The 22500-nt window shown below is 72.5% G+C and carries 17 protein-coding genes; 11 read left to right on the top strand and 6 right to left on the bottom strand.

The window, feature by feature from the left end; genetic code table 11:
• Nucleotides 1–291: 291 nt before the first annotated feature.
• The 3 genes from ABZ854_RS08545 to sucC all read right to left on the bottom strand — a co-directional run bounded on the left by ABZ854_RS08545 (nt 292) and on the right by sucC (nt 4082).
• Nucleotides 292–1884, bottom strand: coding sequence for an aldehyde dehydrogenase family protein (locus tag ABZ854_RS08545; protein ID WP_361206292.1), 1593 nt, complete (start codon nt 1882–1884; stop codon nt 292–294).
• 174 nt (nt 1885–2058) lie between these two features.
• A complete protein-coding gene (sucD, locus tag ABZ854_RS08540) occupies nt 2059–2940 on the bottom strand; it encodes a succinate--CoA ligase subunit alpha (protein WP_361206289.1) in 882 nt (293 codons plus the stop codon).
• An 11-nt stretch (nt 2941–2951) separates the two neighbouring features.
• Nucleotides 2952–4082 carry an ADP-forming succinate--CoA ligase subunit beta gene (gene sucC / locus ABZ854_RS08535; protein ID WP_361206286.1) on the bottom strand — a complete coding sequence of 377 codons (1131 nt, stop codon included), beginning with the start codon at nt 4080–4082 and terminating at the stop codon, nt 2952–2954.
• 178 nt (nt 4083–4260) lie between these two features.
• On the opposite strand from sucC, the gene ABZ854_RS08530 reads away from it, so the two are divergent.
• The 5 genes from ABZ854_RS08530 to ABZ854_RS08510 all read left to right on the top strand — a co-directional run bounded on the left by ABZ854_RS08530 (nt 4261) and on the right by ABZ854_RS08510 (nt 12246).
• Entirely contained in the window at nt 4261–5958 is a 1698-nt protein-coding gene (locus ABZ854_RS08530) for a thiamine pyrophosphate-binding protein (protein ID WP_361206283.1), read from the top strand.
• Nucleotides 5959–5969: 11 nt separating this feature from the next.
• Nucleotides 5970–7202, top strand: a complete 1233-nt coding sequence (gene frc / locus ABZ854_RS08525) for a formyl-CoA transferase (protein WP_361206280.1) — start codon at nt 5970–5972, stop codon at nt 7200–7202.
• 4 nt (nt 7203–7206) lie between these two features.
• Nucleotides 7207–9351, top strand: a complete 2145-nt coding sequence (locus ABZ854_RS08520) for an acetate--CoA ligase family protein (RefSeq protein WP_361206277.1) — start codon at nt 7207–7209, stop codon at nt 9349–9351.
• A gap of 119 nt (nt 9352–9470) precedes the next feature.
• On the top strand, nt 9471–10829 hold the full coding sequence (locus ABZ854_RS08515; RefSeq protein WP_361206275.1) for an MFS transporter: 1359 nt from the start codon (nt 9471–9473) through the stop codon (nt 10827–10829).
• Between the two features lies 1 nt (nt 10830).
• A complete protein-coding gene (locus ABZ854_RS08510; protein ID WP_361206272.1) occupies nt 10831–12246 on the top strand; it encodes an OFA family MFS transporter in 1416 nt (471 codons plus the stop codon).
• Nucleotides 12247–12462: 216 nt separating this feature from the next.
• Here ABZ854_RS08510 and ABZ854_RS08505 read toward each other — a convergent pair whose 3' ends face one another.
• Together ABZ854_RS08505 and ABZ854_RS08500 are read right to left on the bottom strand one after the other, a co-directional pair.
• Nucleotides 12463–13140: a GntR family transcriptional regulator gene (locus tag ABZ854_RS08505; RefSeq protein WP_361206269.1), complete on the bottom strand. Its 678-nt coding sequence runs from the start codon at nt 13138–13140 to the stop codon at nt 12463–12465.
• Nucleotides 13141–13271: 131 nt separating this feature from the next.
• Nucleotides 13272–14219 (bottom strand): beta-ketoacyl-ACP synthase III, encoded by a 948-nt coding sequence (locus tag ABZ854_RS08500; protein ID WP_361206266.1) that lies wholly within the window; start codon nt 14217–14219, stop codon nt 13272–13274.
• 253 nt (nt 14220–14472) lie between these two features.
• On the opposite strand from ABZ854_RS08500, the gene ABZ854_RS08495 reads away from it, so the two are divergent.
• From ABZ854_RS08495 to fdhD, 5 genes are read left to right on the top strand one after another with little or no spacing between them, the layout of a single operon-like run.
• The gene (locus ABZ854_RS08495) at nt 14473–15444 is read left to right on the top strand and encodes a 2-dehydropantoate 2-reductase (RefSeq protein ID WP_361206263.1); all 972 of its coding nucleotides are present in this window, start codon (nt 14473–14475) and stop codon (nt 15442–15444) included.
• 10 nt (nt 15445–15454) lie between these two features.
• Nucleotides 15455–17374, top strand: coding sequence for a molybdopterin-dependent oxidoreductase (locus tag ABZ854_RS08490; RefSeq protein ID WP_361206260.1), 1920 nt, complete (start codon nt 15455–15457; stop codon nt 17372–17374).
• Nucleotides 17375–17380: 6 nt separating this feature from the next.
• Entirely contained in the window at nt 17381–19204 is a 1824-nt protein-coding gene (locus ABZ854_RS08485) for an NADH-ubiquinone oxidoreductase-F iron-sulfur binding region domain-containing protein (RefSeq protein WP_361206257.1), read from the top strand.
• Nucleotides 19201–20061, top strand: a complete 861-nt coding sequence (locus ABZ854_RS08480) for a 2Fe-2S iron-sulfur cluster-binding protein (protein WP_361206254.1) — start codon at nt 19201–19203, stop codon at nt 20059–20061. The genes ABZ854_RS08485 and ABZ854_RS08480 overlap by 4 nt, the downstream gene beginning before the upstream one ends.
• 7 nt (nt 20062–20068) lie before the next feature.
• Entirely contained in the window at nt 20069–20917 is an 849-nt protein-coding gene (fdhD, locus tag ABZ854_RS08475) for a formate dehydrogenase accessory sulfurtransferase FdhD (RefSeq protein WP_361206251.1), read from the top strand.
• 140 nt (nt 20918–21057) lie between these two features.
• Here fdhD and ABZ854_RS08470 read toward each other — a convergent pair whose 3' ends face one another.
• Nucleotides 21058–21495 (bottom strand): MarR family winged helix-turn-helix transcriptional regulator, encoded by a 438-nt coding sequence (locus ABZ854_RS08470; RefSeq protein WP_361206248.1) that lies wholly within the window; start codon nt 21493–21495, stop codon nt 21058–21060.
• A gap of 83 nt (nt 21496–21578) precedes the next feature.
• Between ABZ854_RS08470 and ABZ854_RS08465 the strand changes: the two genes are divergently transcribed.
• A complete protein-coding gene (locus ABZ854_RS08465) occupies nt 21579–22496 on the top strand; it encodes a zinc-binding dehydrogenase (RefSeq protein WP_361206245.1) in 918 nt (305 codons plus the stop codon).
• The last annotated feature ends 4 nt before the right edge of the window (nt 22497–22500 follow it).

Here is a 22500-nt window from a genome sequence, read left to right as displayed (position 1 = left end):
CCTCTCCGACGAAACCCTGGGCGGCATGAACCCCCACGCCCGATAAAGGGCACTAGCACCTCAAGCTAGCGCGTCTGCCATTCCGCCACCCGGACGGGGTGTGTGCCGACCGACGGGGTACTCCCCGCGGCGACATGGACAACAATACCAAGCTTTGGGAGTGCGTTTCACCTGCGTATGCGCCGTGGTCGTGCGCCCTGCGGGCCCGGTGGCCCGGTGCCGGGGCGCTCGTGAAGCACCCCGCCCACCGGGCCGCACGTTCCGTGACGGCGGCCGTACCGTTCGTGTCCCTCAGGGCGTGAGCCGGTACTCCGGGAAGTTGCCGGGCAGCCGTTCGTCCGCAGGGCCCTGGGTCACCGCGCGGACGAGGAGTTCGCCGCCGACGAAGGCTCCGTGCCAGGAGGCGCCCCAGCCGCCGAACCATTCGTCGCGGTCGCCGCGGGACCGGGGGGTGCCGTGGCCGACCTTGAAGGCGCGGATGTGCGGGGCCAGCCGGTCGTAGCTCCTGCGGTCGTCGGTCGCGAGAGTGGCGACGAGAGCGCCGTTGGAGGCGTTCATCGCGGCCAGCAGTTCGGCCTCGGTGTCGACCAGGACGATCGTGTCGACGGGGCCGAACGGTTCCGCGTGGTGCAGCGGGGAGCTGGGCGGCGGATTGAGCAGGGTGACGGGGTGCAGGTACGCCGACGTGTCCTGGCCGGGCAGGAAGCGCGCCGGATCGGGCAGGCCCCGGTGCAGGGGTACGGCACCCCGGTCGACCGCCTCGGCGACCTGGTCGGCGAGTTCCTTGGCCTTGGCCGCGTTGATCAGTGGCCCGAAGTCCAGCTCGGGCAGCGGGTCGTCGGGGCCGGTGACGGCGAGGGGGTGGCCGACGCGGACGGTGCGGACCGCGGGGAGGTAGGCGGACAGGAAGTTGTCGAAGCGGGAGCGCTGGACGACGAAGCGGGGGTAGGCGGTGCAGCGCTGCTTGCCGTAGTCGAACAGCTTGGGGATCAGCGCGCTCAGCGCGGCCCAGTCGGAGAAGTCCCACACGCCCCAGGTGTTGAGTCCCTCCTGTTCCAGGACGTGCCGGGTGCCCAGGCCGGCGACTGCGTCTGCGACGGTGGCGCCGGTGTCCCGGCCGCCCACGAAGGACACGCAGCCGATCTCGGGCGCCCGCACCAGCGCCTCGGACAGTTCGCCGCCGCTGCCGCTGACCAGGGTGACGGGGACGCCCTCGCGGGCGGCCAGCGCGAAGGCCAGGGTGAGGCAGGCGACGCCGCCGTCGGTCGGGGTCTTCGCGACGACCGCGTTGCCCGCGAGGGCCTGCACCAGCACCGCGTGGACGAGGACGCTCATCGGATAGTTCCAGCTGGCGACGTTGGACACCGGCCCGTCCAGCGGGGCCCGGCCGGCGAGCATCGGCTCTATGCCGTCGACGTACCAGCGCACGCCGTCGATCGCCCGGTCGACGTCGGCGAGGGCGAGCCGCCAGGGCTTGCCGATCTCCCAGACGAGCAGCAGGGCGAGCAGGTCGCGGTGTTCGGACAACGCGTCCAGGGTGGCGGCGATCCGGGCCCGCCGCTCGGGCAGGGAAACATGCCGCCAGGCGCGGTGCTGGTCGAGCGCGGCGCGCACCGCCCGCACGGCGGTCGGCCCGTCGAGGCGGGGAACACCGGCGACGGGGGTGCCGTCGACCGGAGTGGTGGCGGGCAGCGCCCGGCCGTCCGGCCGCCATGCGGCGCCCCAGAGGTTGAGGACGCGGCCGTCCCGGAATGCCTCGGGGGCTACGGCGAGACAGCGCTGCCAGGCGTCGGCGTAGGCGGTGCCGGGCTTGAGGGTGAGGGTTGGGGTGGGCGTTGAGGTGGGGCCGGGAGTGGGCTGTTGCGGGGTGAGGGTGGATGCCATGGGTCGTCAGCTCCGCTCTGGGTGAACGATCGGGCGGGGGCGGGCGGCTGGGGGCCGGCTGTTCAAGAGACAGGGTGCGGGGGCCCGGGGTGCGGGGGGGGCGGCTGAGGTGCCGGGCCCGGGCGCCTGGACCTGGGCGCCCAGGGCGTGGGGGCCCGGGTGCCGGGCCGGGTCTCAGGCGTTCCGGAGCGTCTCCAGGACCAGCCGGGCCGTCTGTGTAGGGGTGCGGCCCACCCGTACGCCCGCCGCTTCCAGCGCCTCCTGCTTGGCCGCGGCCGTGCCCGACGAGCCGGAGACGATGGCGCCGGCGTGGCCCATCGTCCGGCCCTCGGGCGCGGTGAAGCCGGCGACGTAGCCGACGACGGGTTTGGTGACGTGCTCGCGGATGTAGGCGGCGGCCCGCTCCTCCGCGTCGCCGCCGATCTCCCCGATGAGGACGACGAGTTCGGTGTCGGGGTCGTCCTGGAAGGCGGCGAGGCAGTCGATGTGGCTGGTGCCGACGACCGGGTCGCCGCCGATGCCGACGCAGGTCGAGAAGCCGGTGTCGCGCAGTTCGTGCATCAGCTGGTAGGTGAGCGTGCCCGACTTGGAGACCAGGCCGATCCGGCCGGGTTTGGTGATGTCGGCGGGGATGATGCCGGCGTGGGACTGGCCGGGCGTGATCAGGCCGGGGCAGTTGGGCCCGATGACGCGCGTGCCGCGGCGTGCGGCGTGGGCGGTGAAGGCGACCGTGTCGTGGACGGGGATGCCCTCGGTGATGACCACGGCGAGCGGGATGCGGGCGTCGGCCGCCTCCGTGACGGCCGCCCTGGCGAAGGCGGGCGGGACGAAGACGACGGTGACATCGGCGCCCGTCGACCGTATGCCGTCGGCGACCGAACCGAAGACGGGGACCGCCCGGTCGTCGAAGTCGACGCTCCGCCCGGCCTTGCGCGGGTTGACGCCACCGACGACGTTCGTGCCGGCCGCGAGCATGCGCCGCGTGTGCTTCATGCCCTCGCCGCCGGTCATGCCCTGGACGAGGACCTTGCTCTCCCTGGTGAGGTAGATGGCCATGGTGCGGCTCCTCAGGCGGTATGGGCGAGTTCGGCGGCCCGGCGGGCGGCGCCGTCCATGGTGGGGACCTGCTCGACCAGCGGATGCGCGCGCTCGTCGAGGACGGCGCGGCCCCGGGCCGCGTTGTTGCCGTCGAGCCGGACGACGAGCGGCTTGGTCAGCCGTACCGTGTCCAGCGCCTCGACGATGCCGTCGGCGACCGCGTCGCAGGCGGTGATCCCGCCGAAGACGTTGACGAGGACGGACCTCACGGCGGGGTCGGAGAGGATCACGGACAGTCCGTCGGCCATGACCCGGGCCGAGGCGCCGCCGCCGATGTCCAGGAAGTTCGCGGGCCGGGCGCCGCAGCCGGCGACGACGTCGAGGGTGGACATGACCAGGCCTGCGCCGTTCCCGATGATCCCGACCTCCCCGTCGAGCTTCACGTAGTTGAGGCCCCGGGCCGCGGCCACCGCCTCCAGCGGGTCGTGGTGCCCGCCGGGCTCCTCGCCCCAGCGGGCCTGCCGGAAGCGGGCGTTGTCGTCGAGGGTGACCTTGCCGTCGAGGGCGAGGACGCGGCCCCGAGCGGTGCGCACCAGCGGGTTGACCTCGACGAGCAGGGCGTCCTCGCGGACCAGCACCTGCCACAGCCGTACGAGGACGTCGGCGCACTGGGCCGGCAGGCCGGCCGCGTCGGCGATCTCGCACGCCTTGGCGGAGGTCACGCCCTCGGCCGGGTCGACGGGGACGCGTGCCACCGCCTCGGGCCTGCTCGCCGCGACCTCCTCGATCTCCATGCCGCCCTCGGCGGAGGCGATCGCGAGGAAGCGGCCGGCCGCCCGGTCGAGGACGTAGGAGACGTAGAACTCGTCGGCGATGTCGACGGGTTCGGCGAGCATGACGGTGCGGACCGTGTGCCCGCGGATGTCCATGCCGAGGATCTGCCGGGCCGTCCGCTCGGCGGCGGCCGGGTCGGCGGCGAGCCTCACCCCGCCCGCCTTGCCTCGTCCGCCGGTCTTCACCTGCGCCTTGACCACGGCGCTCCCGCCGAGCCGGCGGGCGACGGCCCGGGCCTCGCCGGGCGAGTCCGTGACCTCGGCGCGCGGCACCGGGATGCCGTGTTCCGCGAAGAGTTCCCTTGCCTGGTGTTCGTACAGGTCCATTTCGGCTCCTGTCTGAAAAGTGCCGCACGCCCCCTGGACACCACCCACCGGATGCGGGATAACAAGCTTCATACAGTATTCGTCGACTGTATGCAATGTACTGCCGACTGCCGACAGCATCTCGCTGAGCTGTCCGGCCAGGAGCGTTCCCACCCCTACGAAGGGACAGGACTTCGCCATGCCCGACGACACACACGACCCCGGCCCCCAGGACGTGATCTCCGGTGGTCATCTCGTTGCCAAGGCGCTGAAGGCCGAGGGGGTCGACCGCATCTACACCCTGTGCGGCGGCCACATCATCGACATCTACGACGGCTGCGTCGACGAGGGCATCGAGGTCGTCGACGTACGCCACGAGCAGGTCGCCGCGCACGCCGCCGACGGCTACGCCCGCCTCACCGGCAGGCCCGGCTGCGCGGTCGTCACCGCCGGCCCGGGAACCACCGACGCGGTCACCGGCGTCGCCAACGCCTTCCGCGCCGAGTCCCCGATGCTGCTGATCGGCGGCCAGGGCGCGCACACCCAGCACAAGATGGGCTCGCTGCAGGACCTGCCGCACGTCGACATGATGACGCCGATCACCAAGTTCGCGGCGACCGTGCCCGACACGGCGCGGGCGGCGGACATGGTGTCGATGGCGTTCCGCGAGTGCTACCACGGCGCGCCCGGACCCTCGTTCCTGGAGATCCCCCGCGACGTCCTCGACGCCAAGGTGCCCGCGGCGAAGGCCCGGGTTCCCCGGACGGGCGGCTACCGGGCCTCGACGCGCTCGGCCGGCGATCCGGAGGCCGTGGAGCGGCTCGCCGACCTGCTCGTGCACGCCGAGAAGCCCGCGATCCTGCTGGGCAGCCAGGTCTGGACGACCCGCGGCACCGAGGCTGCGATCGACCTGGTCCGCACCCTGAACATCCCCGCCTACATGAACGGCGCGGGCCGCGGCACCCTGCCGCCGGGCGACCCGCACCACTTCCAGCTCTCGCGCCGGTACGCGTTCGCCCACGCCGACGTCATCGTGATCGTCGGCACGCCCTTCGACTTCCGCATGGGCTACGGCAAGCGCCTCTCCCCCGACGCGACCGTCGTGCAGATCGACCTCGACTACCGGACCGTGGGCAAGAACCGCGACATCGACCTCGGGATCGTGGGCGACGCGGGACTGGTCCTGAAGTCGGTCACCGAGGCCGCGTCCGGCCGCGTCAACGGCGGTGCCGCCCGGCGCAAGGAGTGGCTGGACGAGCTGCGCGCCGCCGAACAGGCCGCGCTCGACAAGCGGTTGCCGCAGCTGCGCTCCGACGCCTCGCCGATCCACCCCTACCGGCTGGTCAGCGAGATCAACGACTTCCTCACCGAGGACTCGATCTACATCGGCGACGGCGGGGACATCGTCACCTTCTCAGGGCAGGTCGTGCAGCCCAAGTCGCCCGGGCACTGGATGGATCCGGGCCCGCTCGGCACGCTCGGCGTCGGCGTCCCCTTCGTGCTGGCCGCCAAGCAGGCGCGGCCCGACAAGGAGGTCGTCGCGCTCTTCGGCGACGGGGCGTTCTCCCTCACCGGCTGGGACTTCGAGACCCTCGTCCGCTACGACCTGCCGTTCGTCGGCATCGTCGGCAACAACTCCTCCATGAACCAGATCCGTTACGGCCAGGCCGTCAAGTACGGCAAGGAGCGCGAGCGGGTCGGCAACACCCTCGGCGACGTGCCGTACGACGAGTTCGCGCGGATGCTCGGCGGTCACGGCGAGGAGGTCCGCGATCCCGCCGGCATCGGCCCGGCCCTGCGCCGGGCGCGGGAGTCGGGCAAGCCGTCGCTGATCAACGTCTGGGTCGACCCGGACGCCTACGCCCCCGGAACCATGAACCAGACCATGTACAAGTGAGGTGAACGCCCATGACAGCCAGGGCACTCGAGGGCATTCGCGTCCTCGACATGACCCACGTCCAGTCCGGCCCCTCCGCCACCCAGCTGCTCGCCTGGCTCGGTGCCGACGTGGTCAAGCTGGAGGCGCCCTCCGGCGACATCACCCGCAGGCAGCTGCGGGACCTGCCGGACGTCGACTCCCTCTACTTCACGATGCTCAACTGCAACAAGCGCAGCATCACGCTGAACACCAAGACCGAGCGCGGCAAGGAGATCCTCACCGAACTGATCCGGCGCTCCGACGTCATGGTGGAGAACTTCGGGCCGGGCGCGGTCGACCGTATGGGATTCACCTGGGACCGTATACAGGAGATCAACCCGCGGCTCGTGTACGCCTCCATCAAGGGGTTCGGTGAGGGCCCGTACACCGGTTTCAAGGCGTACGAGGTCGTCGCGCAGGCCATGGGCGGGTCGATGTCGACCACCGGCTTCGAGGACGGCCCGCCGCTGGCGACGGGCGCCCAGATCGGGGACTCGGGCACCGGCGTGCACCTCGTGGCGGCGATCCTCGCGGCGCTCCTCCAGCGCGAGCGCACCGGACGCGGTCAGCGGGTCAACGTGGCCATGCAGCACGCCGTGCTCAACCTGTGCCGGGTGAAGCTGCGCGACCAGCAGCGCCTGGCCCACGGGCCGCTCGCCGAGTACCCGAACGAGGACTTCGGCGACGCGGTCCCCCGCTCCGGGAACGCCTCCGGCGGCGGCCAGCCCGGCTGGGCGGTCAAGTGCGCGCCGGGCGGCCCGAACGACTGGGTCTACGTCATCGTGCAGCCCGTCGGCTGGAAGCCCATCAGTGAGCTGATCGGCCGGCCCGAACTCGCCGACGACCCCGAGTGGGCGACGCCCGAGGCGCGCCTGCCGAAGCTGAACAAGATGTTCCAGCTGATCGAGGAGTGGTCCGCGACGCTGCCCAAGTGGGAGGTGCTGGAGCGGCTCAACGCCCACAACATCCCATGCGGGCCGATCCTGTCCACCCGGGAGATCATCGAGGACGCCTCGCTGGCCGCCAACGAGATGGTGGTGCGCGTCGAGCACCCCGAGCGCGGCGAGTTCGTCACGGTCGGCAGCCCGCTGAAGCTGTCCGACTCCCCCGTCGAGGTGCGCAGTTCCCCGCTGCTGGGCGAGCACAACGCGGAGGTGTACGTCGGCGAACTGGGCCTCGGTGACGAGGAGCTGCGCCTGCTGAAGTCGAACGGGGTGATCTGAGGTGATGGCCGAGGACCGGCTGATGAAGGTGCGGTCACTGCTCGACGCCGTGCGCGCCGAGGGCCGTACCGCGCTGACGGCGCCCGAGGGCAAGGTGATCGCCGACGCGTACGGGATCGCCGTACCCGGCGAGGCGCTGGCGACGGACGTGGACGAGGCGGTGGCGGCCGCGGCGCGGTTCGGCGGGCCGGTCGTCATGAAGATCGTCTCGCCGGACATCCTGCACAAGACCGACGCGGGCGGTGTGGTCGTCGGGGTGCGGGGCGCTGCGGACGTGCGGGCCACGTTCCACCGGATCGTGGAGAACGCGCGCGCGTACGACGCGGACGCCCGGATCGAAGGTGTGCAGGTGCAGGAGCTGCTGCCGCCGGGGCAGGAGGTCATCGTCGGCGCGGTCACCGATCCGACGTTCGGGAAGGTCGTGGCGTTCGGGCTCGGCGGTGTGCTGGTCGAGGCGCTGAAGGACGTGACGTTCCGGCTGGCCCCGGTCGGCGCCGACGAGGCGCTGTCGATGCTCGACTCCATTCGGGCGGCGCCGGTGCTGCGCGGGGTGCGGGGGCGGCCGGGCGTGGACCGGTGGGCGCTGGCCGAGCAGATCCGGCGGGTGTCCGAACTGGTCGCGGACTTCCCGGAGATCGCGGAGGTGGACCTCAACCCGGTGATCGCGACGCCCGAGGGCGCGGTGGCCGCCGACATCCGGATCATCCTCGCCACCTCGCAGCCGGAACCCCGTCGGCGGTATACGCGCGACGAGATCCTGTCGACGATGCGCCGGCTGATGCAGCCCTCCTCCATCGCCGTGATAGGCGCCTCCAACGAGCCGGGAAAGATCGGCAACTCGGTGATGCGCAACCTCCTCGACGGCGGCTTCGCCGGGGAGATCCACCCGGTGAACCCCAAGGCCGATGACATCCTGGGCCGGAAGGCGTACAAGAGTGTCACGGACGTTCCCGGTGAGGTGGATGTGGCCGTCTTCGCCATTCCCGCCCCGCTCGTGGCCGCGGCGCTGGAGGAGGTGGGGCGCAGGAACATCCCCAACGCCGTCCTGATCCCCTCCGGTTTCGCGGAGACCGGCGAGCACGCGCTCCAGGCGGAGATCGTGGCGGTCGCCGAACGGTACGGCGTCCGCCTGCTCGGCCCGAACATCTACGGCTACTACTCCACCTGGCAGGACCTGTGCGCCACGTTCTGCACGCCGTACGACGTCAAGGGCGGTGTCGCGCTGACCTCGCAGTCCGGGGGCATCGGCATGGCGATCCTCGGCTTCGCCCGCACCACGAAGACGGGGGTGTCGGCGATCGTCGGCCTCGGCAACAAGGCCGACCTGGACGAGGACGACCTGCTCACCTGGTTCGGCGAGGACCCGCACACCGAGTGCATCGCGATGCACCTGGAGGACCTCAAGGACGGGCGGGCCTTCGTGGAGGCGGCGCGCGCGACGGTGCCGAAGAAGCCCGTGGTGGTGCTGAAGGCGGGCCGTACGGCGGCGGGCGCGAAGGCCGCCGGCTCGCACACCGGTGCCCTCGCGGGCGACGACGCGGTCTACGACGACATCCTGCGGCAGGCCGGGGTCATCCGGGCGCCGGGCCTGAACGACATGCTGGAGTACGCGCGCGCGTTGCCGGTGCTGCCGGCGCCCGGGGGCGACAACGTGGTCATCATCACCGGTGCCGGCGGCAGCGGGGTGCTGCTGTCCGACGCGGTCACCGACAACGGGCTGTCCCTGATGGAGATCCCGCCCGATCTGGACGAGGCGTTCCGCCGGTTCATCCCGCCGTTCGGGGCGGCCGGCAACCCCGTGGACATCACGGGCGGCGAGCCGCCGTCGACGTACGAGGCGACGATCCGGCTGGGCCTGGAGGATCCGCGGATCCACGCGCTCGTCCTCGGCTACTGGCACACGATCGTCACCCCGCCGATGGTGTTCGCGGAGCTGACCGCGCGCGTGGTCGCCGAGTTCCGCGCGCGGGGGATCGAGAAGCCGGTCGTGGCGTCCCTCGCGGGCGACGTCGAGGTCGAGGAGGCCTGCCAGTACCTCTTCGAACACGGCGTCGTGGCCTACCCGTACACGACGGAGAAGCCGGTGGCCGTACTCGGCGCGAAGTACAGGTGGGCGCGGGCGGCGGGGTTGCTGGGGGGTGGTTCATGAGCTGAGTGAGCGTGGGGCGGCCGGCGGTGCGCGCCGGCCGCGCCCGGGACCCGTGCGCGCACGAAAGGCATTGGACAGGGGGCGCTGGCCAGAACTTTCGACGCAAGGGGCACCACGAGATGGAAACCACCGATCCACCCGCCTCTCTGCTGTGCAGGGAGGTGAGGGACCGCAACGGCCGCGTGTACCGGGTCGGCGAGAGCGCCGGCGAGTTGACGGGACGCGGCCGGATCTGGATGACCGTCCTGCCCTGGCTGGGCATGACGGGCGTCGCCTGCGCCGGGTACGCGTTCCTCGCGGCGCAGGCGACTCTGGGCGGCGCCCGCCCGTGGGGCGGGGGCGTGCTGTGGCCGGCCGGCCTGTGGGCGGCGGCCCTGGCCGGCGCGGCCCGGTGGTCCGGGCGGCGGCGCGAGAACGGTCCGCTCTCCGCTCGCGCGGCCGTGACCGCGGGGGCGTTCGCCACCCTGCTGGGGTGCCTCGCGCTCGCCCTCACGCCCGGTGTGCCGGTCGTCCGCCTCGGCTCCGCCCTGGTGGGCGGCGCCGGTGCCGGCCTGGTGCACGCGACCTGTCTGACGCTGCCGGGCAAGTGGTGGCCGGAGCGGCGGGGCGGTCCGACGGCGTTCGTGGCGAGCGGCCTCGCCTTCGGGGCCGTACCGTACCTCCCCGGTCTCGCCGGCTGGCCGGCGGCGGACGCCGGGCAGCGGACCGTGCTCGCCGCGGCCGGTGCCGGAGCGTGTCTGGCGGTGGCGGCGGCCGCCCGGCTCCTCCGGGACCCGCCGAAGAACTGGTGGCCGCCGCACACCGACCCGCTCAGGGCTCCGGCGGCCCGGGGCGGACACGAATCGAACTTGCCTGCCGTACGGCACTACACCGCCGAAGCGGCCGTCCGCGCCCCGGCGTTGTGGCTGCTGGGACTGTGCCTGCTGGGTGCGGCCGGCACCACGGCGCTCGGACTGCGGGGGCTCGCGCACGACGGCTCCGGCCCGGAGGCCGGCGGCGGGCTCGCGTGGGCCGTCGTGGCGGGCGGCGCGGCCGCGGCGGGCGCCGGGGCACTGTCCGACCGGCTGGGCCGGCGCCGCACCCTGGCCGCGACCTGTCTGCTGCTGGGTGCCGCCCAGTTCGGGGCGGCGGCGGCCGGACGGCCGGACGGCGTGCCGTTGCTGGTGTGCTGTGCGACCGCCACCGGGCTGGCCGGGGTCGCCGTCCTCGGGCTGGTCACCGCGCTGGCCGCGGACCACTTCGGTGAGAACCACCACGCGAGCGTCTACGGGCTGCTCGCGGGCGCCTGGCTCCTCCCGGCGGCAGTCGTCGGCACCGGCACCGGTGCCGTCGGCCGGGACCCGCACGGCGCCCTCCTCCTGGCGGGCTGCACCGGGCTCGCCTGCGCCGTACCGGCGCTGTTCCTCAAGGCTCCGGGCCGACCGAGTGCCCGGCGCATCGTCCCCAATCCCCACCCCCTCGGCGAGGAGATGGCCTGACATGACGCCTGATCCGATGGCAACCCGGAACACGCCGGCCGATCCCGGCGCGGCGAACCGCTCGTACCGCGAAGTCACCGACTCCCGGGGGCGGGTCTACCGCGTCGGCGAGACGGACCGCGACCTGCTCGGCCACTCGCGCAAGCTGATGGTGTACCTGCCGTGGATATCCATGATGGCCATCAGCGTGTCCGAGTACGCCTACGGCTCCGCGGAGGACACCCTGTCCGACGCGCACGGCTGGACGCAGAGCAACACCTTCTGGATCCTCAGCGTCTGGGTGTTCTTCCAGGCGGGCATCGCCTTCCCGGCCGGCTGGCTGCGCGAGCGGGGCATCCTCACCGCCCGCCGCGCCATGTACATCGGCTCCGCGATGTGCCTGCTGGGCTTCCTGTCCCTGTCCCACTTCGACGACGTGGCGCTCGCCATCTGCGGCTTCGGCGTCGTGGGCGGGCTGGGCTCCGGGCTGATCTACGCGACCTGCATCAACATGGTCGGCAAGTGGTTCCCGGAGCGGCGCGGTGCGAAGACCGGCTTCGTCAACGGCGGTTTCGCCTACGGTTCGCTGCCGTTCATCTTCATCTTCAACTACGCCTTCGACACCGGGAACTACCACGAGGTGCTCGACCTGATCGGCGTCTACGTGCTCATCGTGGTCGCGGTGTGCGCGTTCTTCTTCAAGGACCCGCCGAAGAACTGGTGGCCGGCCGAGGTCGATCCGCTGTCGCACTCCGGGAACAGCAAGAGTGCCGCGAGCCTGGCGAAGAACCCCCCGGCGGTACGGCAGTTCACTCCGAAGGAGGCGATCAGAACCGGCATGCTCCCGCTGATGTGGATCACGGTGGTGATGACGGGAGGCGTGTCGATCTTCGGTATCTCCTTCCAGGTGGACTTCGCGAAGGACATCGGCTTCGGACCGCTGGTCGCGGCCTCGTCGATGGGCGTGATGGCGGTCATCAACGGTGTCGGCCGTGCCGTGGTCGGCTGGCTGTCGGACCTGTGGGGCCGCAAGACGGCGCTGATCTTCGTGATCCTCGTCCTGGGCGTCGCCCAGTTCGGGGTCATCTGGGCCGGTGACATGAAGAGCGAGTGGCTGTTCCTGTTCTTCGCGTTCCTCTCCGGTTTCGGCGGCGGCGCCTTCTACCCGATGTTCGCCGCGCTGACCCCGGACTACTTCGGCGAGAACTACAACGCCACCAACTACGGCCTGGTGTACAGCGGCAAGCTGATCAGCGGCCTGTTCGGCGGCGGCCTGGGCTCCATGGTGGTCGGCGCCTGGGGCTACAACGGCGCCTACGCGCTGGCCGGCGGGATCTCGATGGTGGCGGCCGCCCTGGCCCTGCTGCTGCGGCAGCCGGGACGGGACGGCGGCACGGAGACGGCGGCCGCGGCGCCGAAGCCGCAGCCCGCCACCTGATCCCGGCGGTCCCGACCCGCGGCCTTCCGCCGCCCCCTCCTGTCCGGCTCTCCTCCCCCCGCCGGGCTCCCCGGAGTTCCCCCTCCGCGATCCGCTCCCGGGTCGGGGCGGGGGAACACGGCGTGCCGGGCGATGGGTGGCGGGACGCGGGTGTCAGGAGGGCGGGGCGGGACAGGGCGGCCGGTCAGGAGCAGCGGGTCAGCCGGCCGGCCCGGGTCAGGAGGCGTCGCGGTCGAGGTACGACTGGCGTGTGTGCTCGGTGTGTTCGCGCATCAGGCGGGTCGCGCGCCGGGCGTCGCGGTCGACGATCGCCAGGATCATCTCCTGGTGCTCCTCCCAGGAGGTGCCGCCGCGCAGCCTGGCCACCGGCGTGTAGTACCAGCGGACGCGCCGGTCGACCTGGGCGGCGAGTTCGGCGAGGACCGCGTTGCCGGCCAGTTCCATGATCTTGGCGTGGAAGGCGGCGTTCAGGGCGACGGCCCGCGTGATGTCGTTCTCGGCGGCGGCGATACGGCCCTCCTCCACGATGCGCTGCAGGGCGGTGATGCCCGCCTCGCCCGCGTTGAGCGCGGCCAGCCGGGCCGCCTCGGCCTCCAGGAGGGTGCGCACGGTCAGGAGCTGGTCGGCCTCCTCCTCCGTCGGCTCGTGCACGAACGCGCCCTGGGCGGGCCGCAGATCGACCCAGCCCTCGGTGTTGAGCCGCTGGAGCGCCTCGCGCACCGGCTGTCGGGAGACGCCGAGGTGTCCGGCGAGTTCGCTCTCCACCAGGTGCTGGCCGGGCTGGAGGGCGCGGGTGGTGATCAGCTCCAGGAGGGCCTCGTAGACGCGCTCGCGCAGCGGGCCGGGGCGCTCCAGCCTGGGCACGGAGCCCTGCGGCAGTCCGGTCGGCAACATGCGATCCCCCTCCTGGGCAGGTGCCGTGTACAGCGGACGGTATGCGGTACACGGTGCACTGCTCACTATGGATTGTTTATCGTCTACAGTCTACGGCGCACAGAAGCCAGACCCGGCGCGCGTTGCGTGCGTCACGGGCACCGTACGACCTGGCCGGCGTACGAGAGGTTGCCGCCGAAGCCGAACAGCAGCACCGGGTCGCCGCCGCGTACCGCTCCCTGCTCGATCAGCTTGGACAGGGCGAGCGGGATGCTCGCGGCGGACGTGTTGCCCGATTCGGTGACATCGCGCGCGACCACCGCGTTGACAGCCCCGATCTTCTCGGCGAGCGGCTCGATGATCCGCAGGTTGGCCTGGTGCAGGACGACCCCGGCGAGGGCGGCGGGTTCCAGGCCGGCCTTCTCGCAGGCCTGCCGGGCGATGGCCGGCAGCCGGGTGGTGGCCCAGCGGTAGACGCTCTGCCCCTCCTGGGCGAAGCGGGGCGGGGTGCCCTCGATCCGCACGGCGTGTCCCATCTCGGGCACGGAGCCCCACAGCACCGGCCCGATGCCCGCCGCCTCGCCGGGTGCGCAGGCCTCGACCACGGCCGCCCCTGCGCCGTCGCCGACCAGGACGCAGGTGGAACGGTCGCTCCAGTCGGTGACCTCGGACATCTTGTCGGCGCCGATGACGAGCGACCGGGTCGCCGCGCCCGCGCGGACGGTGTGGTCGGCGGTGGCCAGCGCGTGGGTGAAGCCGGCGCAGACGACGTTGACGTCCATCGCCGCCGGACCGGGGATGCCGAGCCGGGCGGCGACCCGGGCGGCGGTGTTCGGGGAGCGGTCGATCGCGGTGGAGGTGGCGACCAGTACCAGGTCGATGTCCTCCGGGGTGAGTCCCGCGGCGGCGAGGGCCTTGGCGGCGGCGTGCGCGGCGAGTTCGTCGACCGGCTCGTCGGGGCCGGCGATGTGGCGGGTACGGATGCCCACCCGGCTGCGGATCCACTCGTCGCTGGTGTCCACCAGGTCGGCCAGGTCGCCGTTGGTGAGCACGCGGGCGGGCTGGTAGTGGCCGATCGCGGTGATGCGCGAGCCGTTCATCGGGCGTGTCCCCCTCATTGCCGTGGGTAGCGGGACCCACCAGTCTCTTGGGTGACTCACGGGTACGAGGGTAACTGAAGTCACAGGAATCGGACGCGGAGATTGTCGGCTTCCACACCGGCGGGGCGTCGGCGCCGTGCGGGTGTGCGCGAACTCTTGTCCAGCGCGACTCCATACTGTAGACAATATTTCGTCGACAACCCATCTGGACAACCCACCTCCGCGGTATCCCTCAAACCGAACGGAGTGTTCCGTGAAAGTCGCAGTCCTCGGCGCCGGTGCGATCGGCGCCTACGTCGGTGCCGCGCTCCACCGCGCCGGCGCCGATGTGCATCTCGTCGCCCGTGGACCGCATCTGGCGGCCATGAGGCAGCACGGAGTGCGCGTGCTCAGCCCCCGCGGCGACCACACCGCGCACCCGAACGCCACCGACGACCCGGCCGAGATCGGTCCGGCCGACTACGTCTTCCTGGGCCTGAAGGCCAACTCCTACGCGGCGTGCGGGCCGCTGATCCAGCCGTTGCTGCACGAGCGCACGGCGGTGGTGGCGGCGCAGAACGGCATCCCCTGGTGGTACTTCCACCGGCACGGCGGCCCCTACGACGGCCACCGCGTGGAGAGCGTCGACCCCGGCGGCGCCGTCAGCACCGTCCTCGCCCCCGAACGGGCCGTCGGCTGCGTCGTCTACGCGGCGACCGAACTGGCGGCACCCGGCGTCGTCCGGCACCTGGAGGGCACGCGGTTCTCCGTCGGCGAGCCCGGCCGCGAGATCTCGGCGCGCTGCCTGGACTTCAGTGAGGCGATGCGCGCCGGCGGCCTGAAGTGCCCCGTCGAACCCGACGTGCGCAACGACATCTGGCTGAAGCTGCTCGGCAACATCTCCTTCAACCCGATCAGCGCCCTCACCCGGGCCACCATGCGGCAGATGTGCCTGCACGGCGGCACCCGCCGGGTCGTCGAGACGATGATGCGCGAGACCCTCGCGGTCGCCGAGGCCCTCGGCTGCGAGGTCGGCGTCTCCGTCGAACGGCGGCTCGCGGGCGCGGAACGCGTCGGCGACCACCGCACCTCCACGCTCCAGGACCTGGAGCGCGGCAAGCCGCTGGAGCTCGACGTGCTGCTCGCGGCCGTCGTCGAACTCGCGGACGTCACCGGCGTCGAGGTGCCCACCCTGCGCACCGTGCACGCCATCTCGGACCTGCTCGCGCTGACGAGCGCCGCATGAGGAGCGTCGTATGAGGAAGCGGCCATCGAAGACCTACACCCGGCTCACCCACCCCCTGGTGCGCGACGCGCGCGACGAACCGTTCCGGCGGGCGAGCTGGGAGGAGGCGCTGGACCGGACGGCGCGGGGCCTGACGCGCAACCGGGGCGCGTTCGGCATGTTCTCCTGCTCCCGCGCGACCAACGAGATGAACTACGTGGCGCAGAAGTTCGCCCGGGTCGTGATGGGCACCCACAACGTCGACTCGTGCAACCGGACCTGTCACGCGCCCAGCGTGGCCGGGCTGGCGGCGGCGTTCGGCTCCGGCGGGGGCACGTCGTCGTACGAGGAGATCGAGCACACCGACGTCATCGTGATGTGGGGCTCCAACGCCCGCTTCGCGCACCCGATCTTCTTCCAGCACGTGCTCAAGGGCATACACAACGGTGCCCGGATGTATGCGGTCGACCCGCGCCGCACCTCCACCGCCGAGTGGGCGGAGAGCTGGCTCGGGCTGAACGTGGGCACGGACATCCCGCTGGCGCACGCGGTCGGGCGCGAGATCATCCACGCGGGCCTGGTCAACGAGGCGTTCGTCGGGCGGGCGACGACCGGTTTCGAGGAGTACCGGAAGCTGGTCGAGCCGTGGACGCTGTCGCTCGCCGAGAAGGTGACGGGCGTGCCGGCCCGCGCGATCCGTGAGCTGGCGCACGCCTACGCGCGGGCCGAGCGCGCTCAGTTGTGCTGGACGCTGGGCATCACCGAGCACCACAACGGCACCGACAACGTCCGCGCCCTGATCAACCTCTCCCTGCTCACCGGTCACGTCGGCCGCTACGGCTCCGGTCTGCAGCCGCTGCGCGGGCAGAACAACGTGCAGGGCGGCGGCGACATGGGCGCGATCCCCAACCGGCTGCCCGGCTTCCAGGACATCCTCGACCCCGAGGTGCGGCTGCGGTTCGAGTCGGCCTGGGACACGGTGATCGAGCCGCACTACGGGCTGGACCTGACGGACATGTTCAAGGCCATGGAGGACGGCTCGCTGCGGGCCGTGTACTGCGTCGGGGAGAACCCGGCGCAGTCGGAGGCCGACACCGAACAGGCGATACGGCGGCTGGGGGCGCTGGACTTCCTCGTCGTGCAGGACATCTTCCTCACGAAGACCGCCGAACTGGCCGACGTGGTGCTGCCGGCGACCGCCGGCTGGGCGGAGACGGAGGGCACCACCACCAACAGCGAGCGGCGGGTGCAGCGGGTGCGCCGGGCCGTCACCCCGCCCGGCGAGGCCCGCGAGGACATCGACATCATCTGCGACCTGGCGGCCCGGCTCGGCCACGACTGGAAGTACGCGGACCCGGAGGCCGTCTGGAACGAGCTGCGGTCGGTGTCGCCGGACCACTACGGGATGACGTACGAGCGGCTGGTGGAGCACCAGGGCATCCAGTGGCCCTGCCCGAGCACCGAGTCGCTCGAACCGCCGTATCTGCACGGCCGGTTGTGGGAGACGGATCCCGGCCGGCGGGGCCGGGCGGCGCCCTTCGGGCTGGTGCGGCACGACCCGCCGGTGGACCTCACCGACGAGGAGTACCCCATCCGGCTGACCACCGGGCGGCGGCTGGACTCGTACAACACCGGGGTGCAGAGCGGTGGTTTCGCCTCGCCGCTCAGGCGCGGCGAGTACGTGGAGCTGTGCCCGGAGGACGCCGAGCGGTACGGGGTGGTCGTCGGTGAGGAGGTCCGGGTGTCCTCGCGGCGCGGCTCGGTGGTGGCGCCGGTGTGGATCGACACGGGGCTGCGGCCCGGACTGGCCTTCATGACCATGCACTTCCCCGACGAGGTGGACACCAACGCGCTGACGATCGAGGCGACGTGCCCGATCGCGGGGACGGCGGAGTTCAAGGCGTCGGCGATCCGGATCGAGAAGCTCCCGGCCACGACGTACGTGAGGTGATCCGACGTGGACCTGCACTTCGGCGACGGCAAGCCGACGGATGAGGAACGGGCCGCCGTCGACGCCCTGTTGGGGCCGGCGGAGTCCTCCTGGGAGGGCGCCGACCGGTCGGACGCGGACCTGAGGTGGGCGCGGGGCGGCCGTGCGGCCCGTGACCGCCGCGACCTGCTGCTGCCGGGGCTGCACGCGCTCAACGACCGCGTCGGCTGGATCAGCGAGGGCGCCCTGGACTACTTGTGCCGACGGCTGACCGTCCCGCCCGCGGAGGCCTACGGGGTGGCGACCTTCTACGCCATGTTCTCCGTGCGGCCGCGTCCGGCGACCGTCCTGCACGTCTGCACGGACCTGGCGTGCACGGCCGCCGGCGCCGGTGAACTGTGCGCCGGGGTCGAGGCACGGCTCGGCCCTGGCAGCGGGGTGAGCGTCGAGCGCAGCCCCTGCCTGGGCCTGTGCGAACGCGCCCCGGCCGCGCTGGCGATCCGGGCGGGTGATCCGGTCCGTACGGCGGTGTCGGCGCCGGCGACGGTAAAGGCGGCCGTGGCGGCGGCGACCGTGCCGGACGCGGCGCCCGGAGAGCCGGCGGCCGCTGCGGCTGTGCCGCAGGCCGGGCAGGAGGGACTCGTCCTGCTGCGGCGCGTGGGCGTCGTCGACCCGGCCTCGCTGGACGACTACCGGGCGCACGGCGGCTACACGGCGCTGCGCCGGGCCTTCGAGCTGGGGCCGGCCGGGGTGATCCGGGAGGTGACCGACTCGGGGCTGGTCGGGCGGGGCGGGGCCGCGTTCCCGACCGGCCGCAAGTGGCAGGCGACGGCATCGCATCCCGCCCGTCCGCACTATCTGGTGTGCAACGCCGACGAATCGGAGCCGGGCACGTTCAAGGACCGGGTGCTGATGGAGGGTGACCCGTTCGCGCTCGTGGAGGCGATCACGATCGCGTCGTATGCGATCTCGGCGCAGCGGGCTTTCGTATACATCCGCGGTGAATATCCGCGCGCGGTCGACCGTATGCGGCATGCCGTCGACCAGGCCCGGGCCCGCGGTCTGCTCGGCGACGACATCCTCGGCCAGGGCTACGGCCTGGACATCGAGATCCGCCGCGGCGCCGGGGCGTACATCTGCGGCGAGGAGACCGCCCTGTTCAACTCGATCGAGGGCTACCGGGGTGAGCCGCGCTCCAAGCCGCCGTTCCCGGTGGACCAGGGCCTGTTCGGCCGGCCGACGGTCGAGAACAACGTGGAGACGCTGGTCAACGTGCTGCCGGTGCTCACCCTGGGCGCGCCGGCCTATGCGGCGACCGGCACCGCCGGGTCCACCGGCCCGAAACTGTTCTGCGTGTCGGGCAGCGTGGCGCGGCCCGGCGTGTACGAGGTGCCGTTCGGGGCGACGCTCGGCGAGCTGCTGGAGCTGGCCGGGGTGCGGGACCGGCTCCGGGCGGTGCTGCTCGGCGGCGCGGCGGGCGGTTTCGTCCGACCGGACGAGCTGGATCTCCCGCTGACCTTCGAGGGCACCCGGGAGGCGGGCACGACGCTCGGCTCCGGTGTCGTGCTGGCCTTCGACGACACCGTGCCGCTGCCCCGGCTGCTGCTGCGCATCGCCGAGTTCTTCCGGGACGAGTCCTGCGGACAGTGCGTGCCCTGCCGGGTGGGGACGGTCCGGCAGGAGGAGGCGCTGCGCCGGATCGCCGACCGCACGGGCGCGGGGGCCGCCGACGACATCGCGTTGCTCCGTGAGGTGGGGCGGGCGATGCGGGACGCCTCGATCTGCGGTCTGGGGCAGACCGCGTGGAACGCCGTGGAATCCGCCATCGACCGTCTGGGGGCGTACGAATGACCGCGATACCGCTCGGAGTGCCGCGCCGGCTGGTCGAGTTCACGCTCGACGGGCGGGAGACGAGGGTTCCGGAGGGCTCGACCGTGCTGGACGCCTGCCGGGCCGCCGGGACGGACGTGCCCACGCTGTGCGAGGGCGACACGCTGCGGCCGAAGAACGCCTGCCGGGTGTGCGTGGTGGAGGTGGAGGGGTCCCGCACGCTGCAACCGGCCTGCTCGCGCCGGGCCGAGCCCGGCATGGTGGTGCGTACGGACACCGAGCGCACCCGGCACAGCCGCAAGGTGGTCCTGGAGCTGCTCGCCTCCTCGGTCGATCTGTCGACGACGCCGCGGGTGGCCGGCTGGATCAAGGAGTACGAGGCGAAGCCGGACCGTTTCGGCCCGGACGCGGCCCGGCTGAACGAGGAGCCGAAGGTCGACAACGAGCTGTACGTGCGCGACTACGGCAAGTGCATCCTGTGCTACAAGTGCGTCGACGCCTGCGGCGACCAGTGGCAGAACACGTTCGCGATCGCGGTCGCCGGGCGCGGTTTCGACGCCCGGATCGCGGTGGAGCACGACGCGCCGCTGACCGACTCGGCCTGTGTGTACTGCGGGAACTGTGTGGAGGTGTGCCCGACGGGGGCGCTGTCGTTCAAGTCGGAGTTCGACATGCGGGCGGCGGGTACGTGGGACGAGTCGAAGCAGACGGAGACGACGACGGTGTGCGCGTACTGCGGAGTGGGCTGCAACCTCACGCTGCACGTGCAGGACAATGAGATCGTGAAGGTCACCTCGCCGCACGACAGCCCGGTGACCCACGGCAATCTCTGCATCAAGGGCCGTTTCGGCTACCAGCACGTACAGAACCGGGGCTGATCAGGACATGGGACGAGTCACGGAGCGGCGCAAGGTCCTGCGGGTCCGGGACGGGGCGGTCTCCACCCGGCCGGACACGCTCGTCGCCGAGGAGCCGCTGGAGATCCGGCTCGGCGGCCGGCCGCTGGCGATCACCATGCGGACGCCGGGCGACGACTTCGCGCTGGCCGCGGGCTTCCTGGTGAGCGAGGGTGTGCTGGCCTCGGCATCCGATCTGCAGAACATCGTCTACTGCGCGGGGGCGACCGCGGACGGCGCCAACACCTACAACGTGGTGGACGTGCGGACCGCGCCGGGCGTCGCGCTGCCCGATTTCACGCTGGAGCGGAACGTGTACACGTCCTCGTCGTGCGGGCTGTGCGGCAAGGCCAGCCTGGACGCCGTACGGACGACCGCGCGCTGGCCGATCGCGGACACTCCCCCGCTGCGGGTCACCCCGGAACTGCTGTCGAGCCTCCCGGACCGGCTGCGCGCGGCGCAGCGGGTGTTCGACCGGACCGGCGGTCTGCACGCGGCGGCGCTGTTCACGGAGGACGGCGAGCTGCTGGACATACGGGAGGACGTGGGCCGGCACAACGCGGTCGACAAGCTGGTGGGCCGGGCCCTGCAGAACGACGACCTGCCCCTGTCGCGGGCGATCCTGCTGGTGTCGGGCCGGGCCTCGTTCGAGCTGGCGCAGAAGGCCGTGATGGCGGGGATCCCGGTGCTGGCGGCGGTGTCGGCGCCCTCGTCGCTGGCGGTGGACCTGGCCGCCGAGACCGGGCTGACCCTGGTGGGCTTCCTGCGGGGCAGCTCCATGAACGTGTACGCGGGCGAGGACCGCGTCGCCCTGACGGCCGCGGCCGGGCAGGGCTGAGGCGGGTCCCCGCGGCACGGCGGCGGGTCCCCGGCCGGCGGGGAGCGCCCCCTGCGCCGCCGGGGCCCCGCCGTTCATCGTGCGGGCCCGTGCGCCTCCGGGACGGGTCAGCCGGTGGGAGCTGCGGTCATGGCAGAGCGTCAGCCGTCCGTACCGGAGATCCGGGTCAGCAGATCCGTGAAGTGCTGCCGTTCGCCCGGGGACAGCGGGGCGAGCAGTTCGTCGTTGGCCTCGCGGGCGGCCCGTTCGCAGCGGACGAGGAGGCGGGTGCCGTCGCCGGTGAGGGAGACGGCGTTCTTGCGGCGGTCCCGGGGGTCGGGCTCGCGGACGACGAGGCCCGCGGACTGCAGGTCGTTCAGGACGCCGACCAGGTCCTTGGGGTCCAGGCCAACACCGCGGCCGAGGTCGGCCTGGGCGACGGGCGCGAGGTCACGGACGGCGGAGAGCACCACGTGGTGCCACATCTTCATGCCCTCGGCGGCGAGGGCCTCGGCGACCAGGGCGCGGCCGCGGGCGGCGGCCCGGCCGAGGAGCCAGCTGGGCAGGGCGCGGATCGCGGGGAGGGGGGCTTCGGCCATGGGAGCAGCCTACCCGGAATCGTTGGACTTCCCCACGAATACCTTGTACCGTTGGGACTCCCAACGACTTTGGGAGGTGGGCGATGCGTCGCGTGCGGTACGACTCCCCCGGTGGCCCCCTGCTCCTGGAGGAGGTTCCCGCTCCCCGGCCCGGCCCCGGCGAGCTGCTGGTCCGCTGCGAGGCGGTCGGCGTGACCCTGCCCGTGGTCCGCAAGGTGACGGAGGCCGCCGAGCCGATCGCGCTGGGCGGGGAGATCGCCGGCGAGGTGGTGGCCGTCGGTGCGGGTGCCACCCGTTTCCGGGCCGGTGACCGGGTGACCGGCCTGTGCTTCGGGCACGGGTACGCCGACCTGGCCGTGCTCCACGAGTGCATGGCCTCCCCGATTCCCCGGGGCGCCGGGTGCGTCGACGCGGTCGCGCTGGTCCGCAGCGGTCTGGTCGCGCTCGGGGCGCTGCGGGCGGCACGGCCGGCGCCCGGCGAGTCGGTGCTCGTGACGGCCGCGGCGAGCGGTGTCGGGTATCTGGCGGTGCAGCTCGCGCGGATCGGGGGCGCGGGCCGGGTGGTGGGGGCGGTGTCGGACCGGTCGAAGGCCGGTTTTGTCCGCTCTCTGGGCGCGGACGACTGTATTCAGTATGGGGACGACAGTTGGGGGGAGCCTGTCGACTGTGTACTGGACGCGGTCGGCGGCGACCTGCTCGCTCCGGCCGTCGCCGCCCTCGCCCCGCACGGCCGCCTCGTCGCCTACAGCTCGGGCGGCGGCACCATCCGGGCGTACGACCTGCTGGTGGGTGCCAAGTCGGTGATCGGCTTCCAGATGGCGCTCATCGCCCGCGGCCGCCCGGGCACCTACGAGGAGTGGCGCCAGGAGCTGTGGCGGCTGTTCGCCGAGGGCGCCCTGAAGCCCGCCGTGCACGCCGAGTTCCCGCTGGAGGAGGCGGCGAAGGCGCACGAGGTGATCGAGTCGCGGGCCAACCTGGGCAAGGTCGTCCTGCGCCCCTGACGGA

It is taken from the genome of Streptomyces sp. NPDC047028, assembly GCF_040644095.1.
GTDB lineage: Bacteria > Actinomycetota > Actinomycetes > Streptomycetales > Streptomycetaceae > Streptomyces.
The sequence above is the reverse complement of the archived record's forward strand: the minus strand, read 5'-3'. Positions and strand labels throughout refer to the sequence as shown.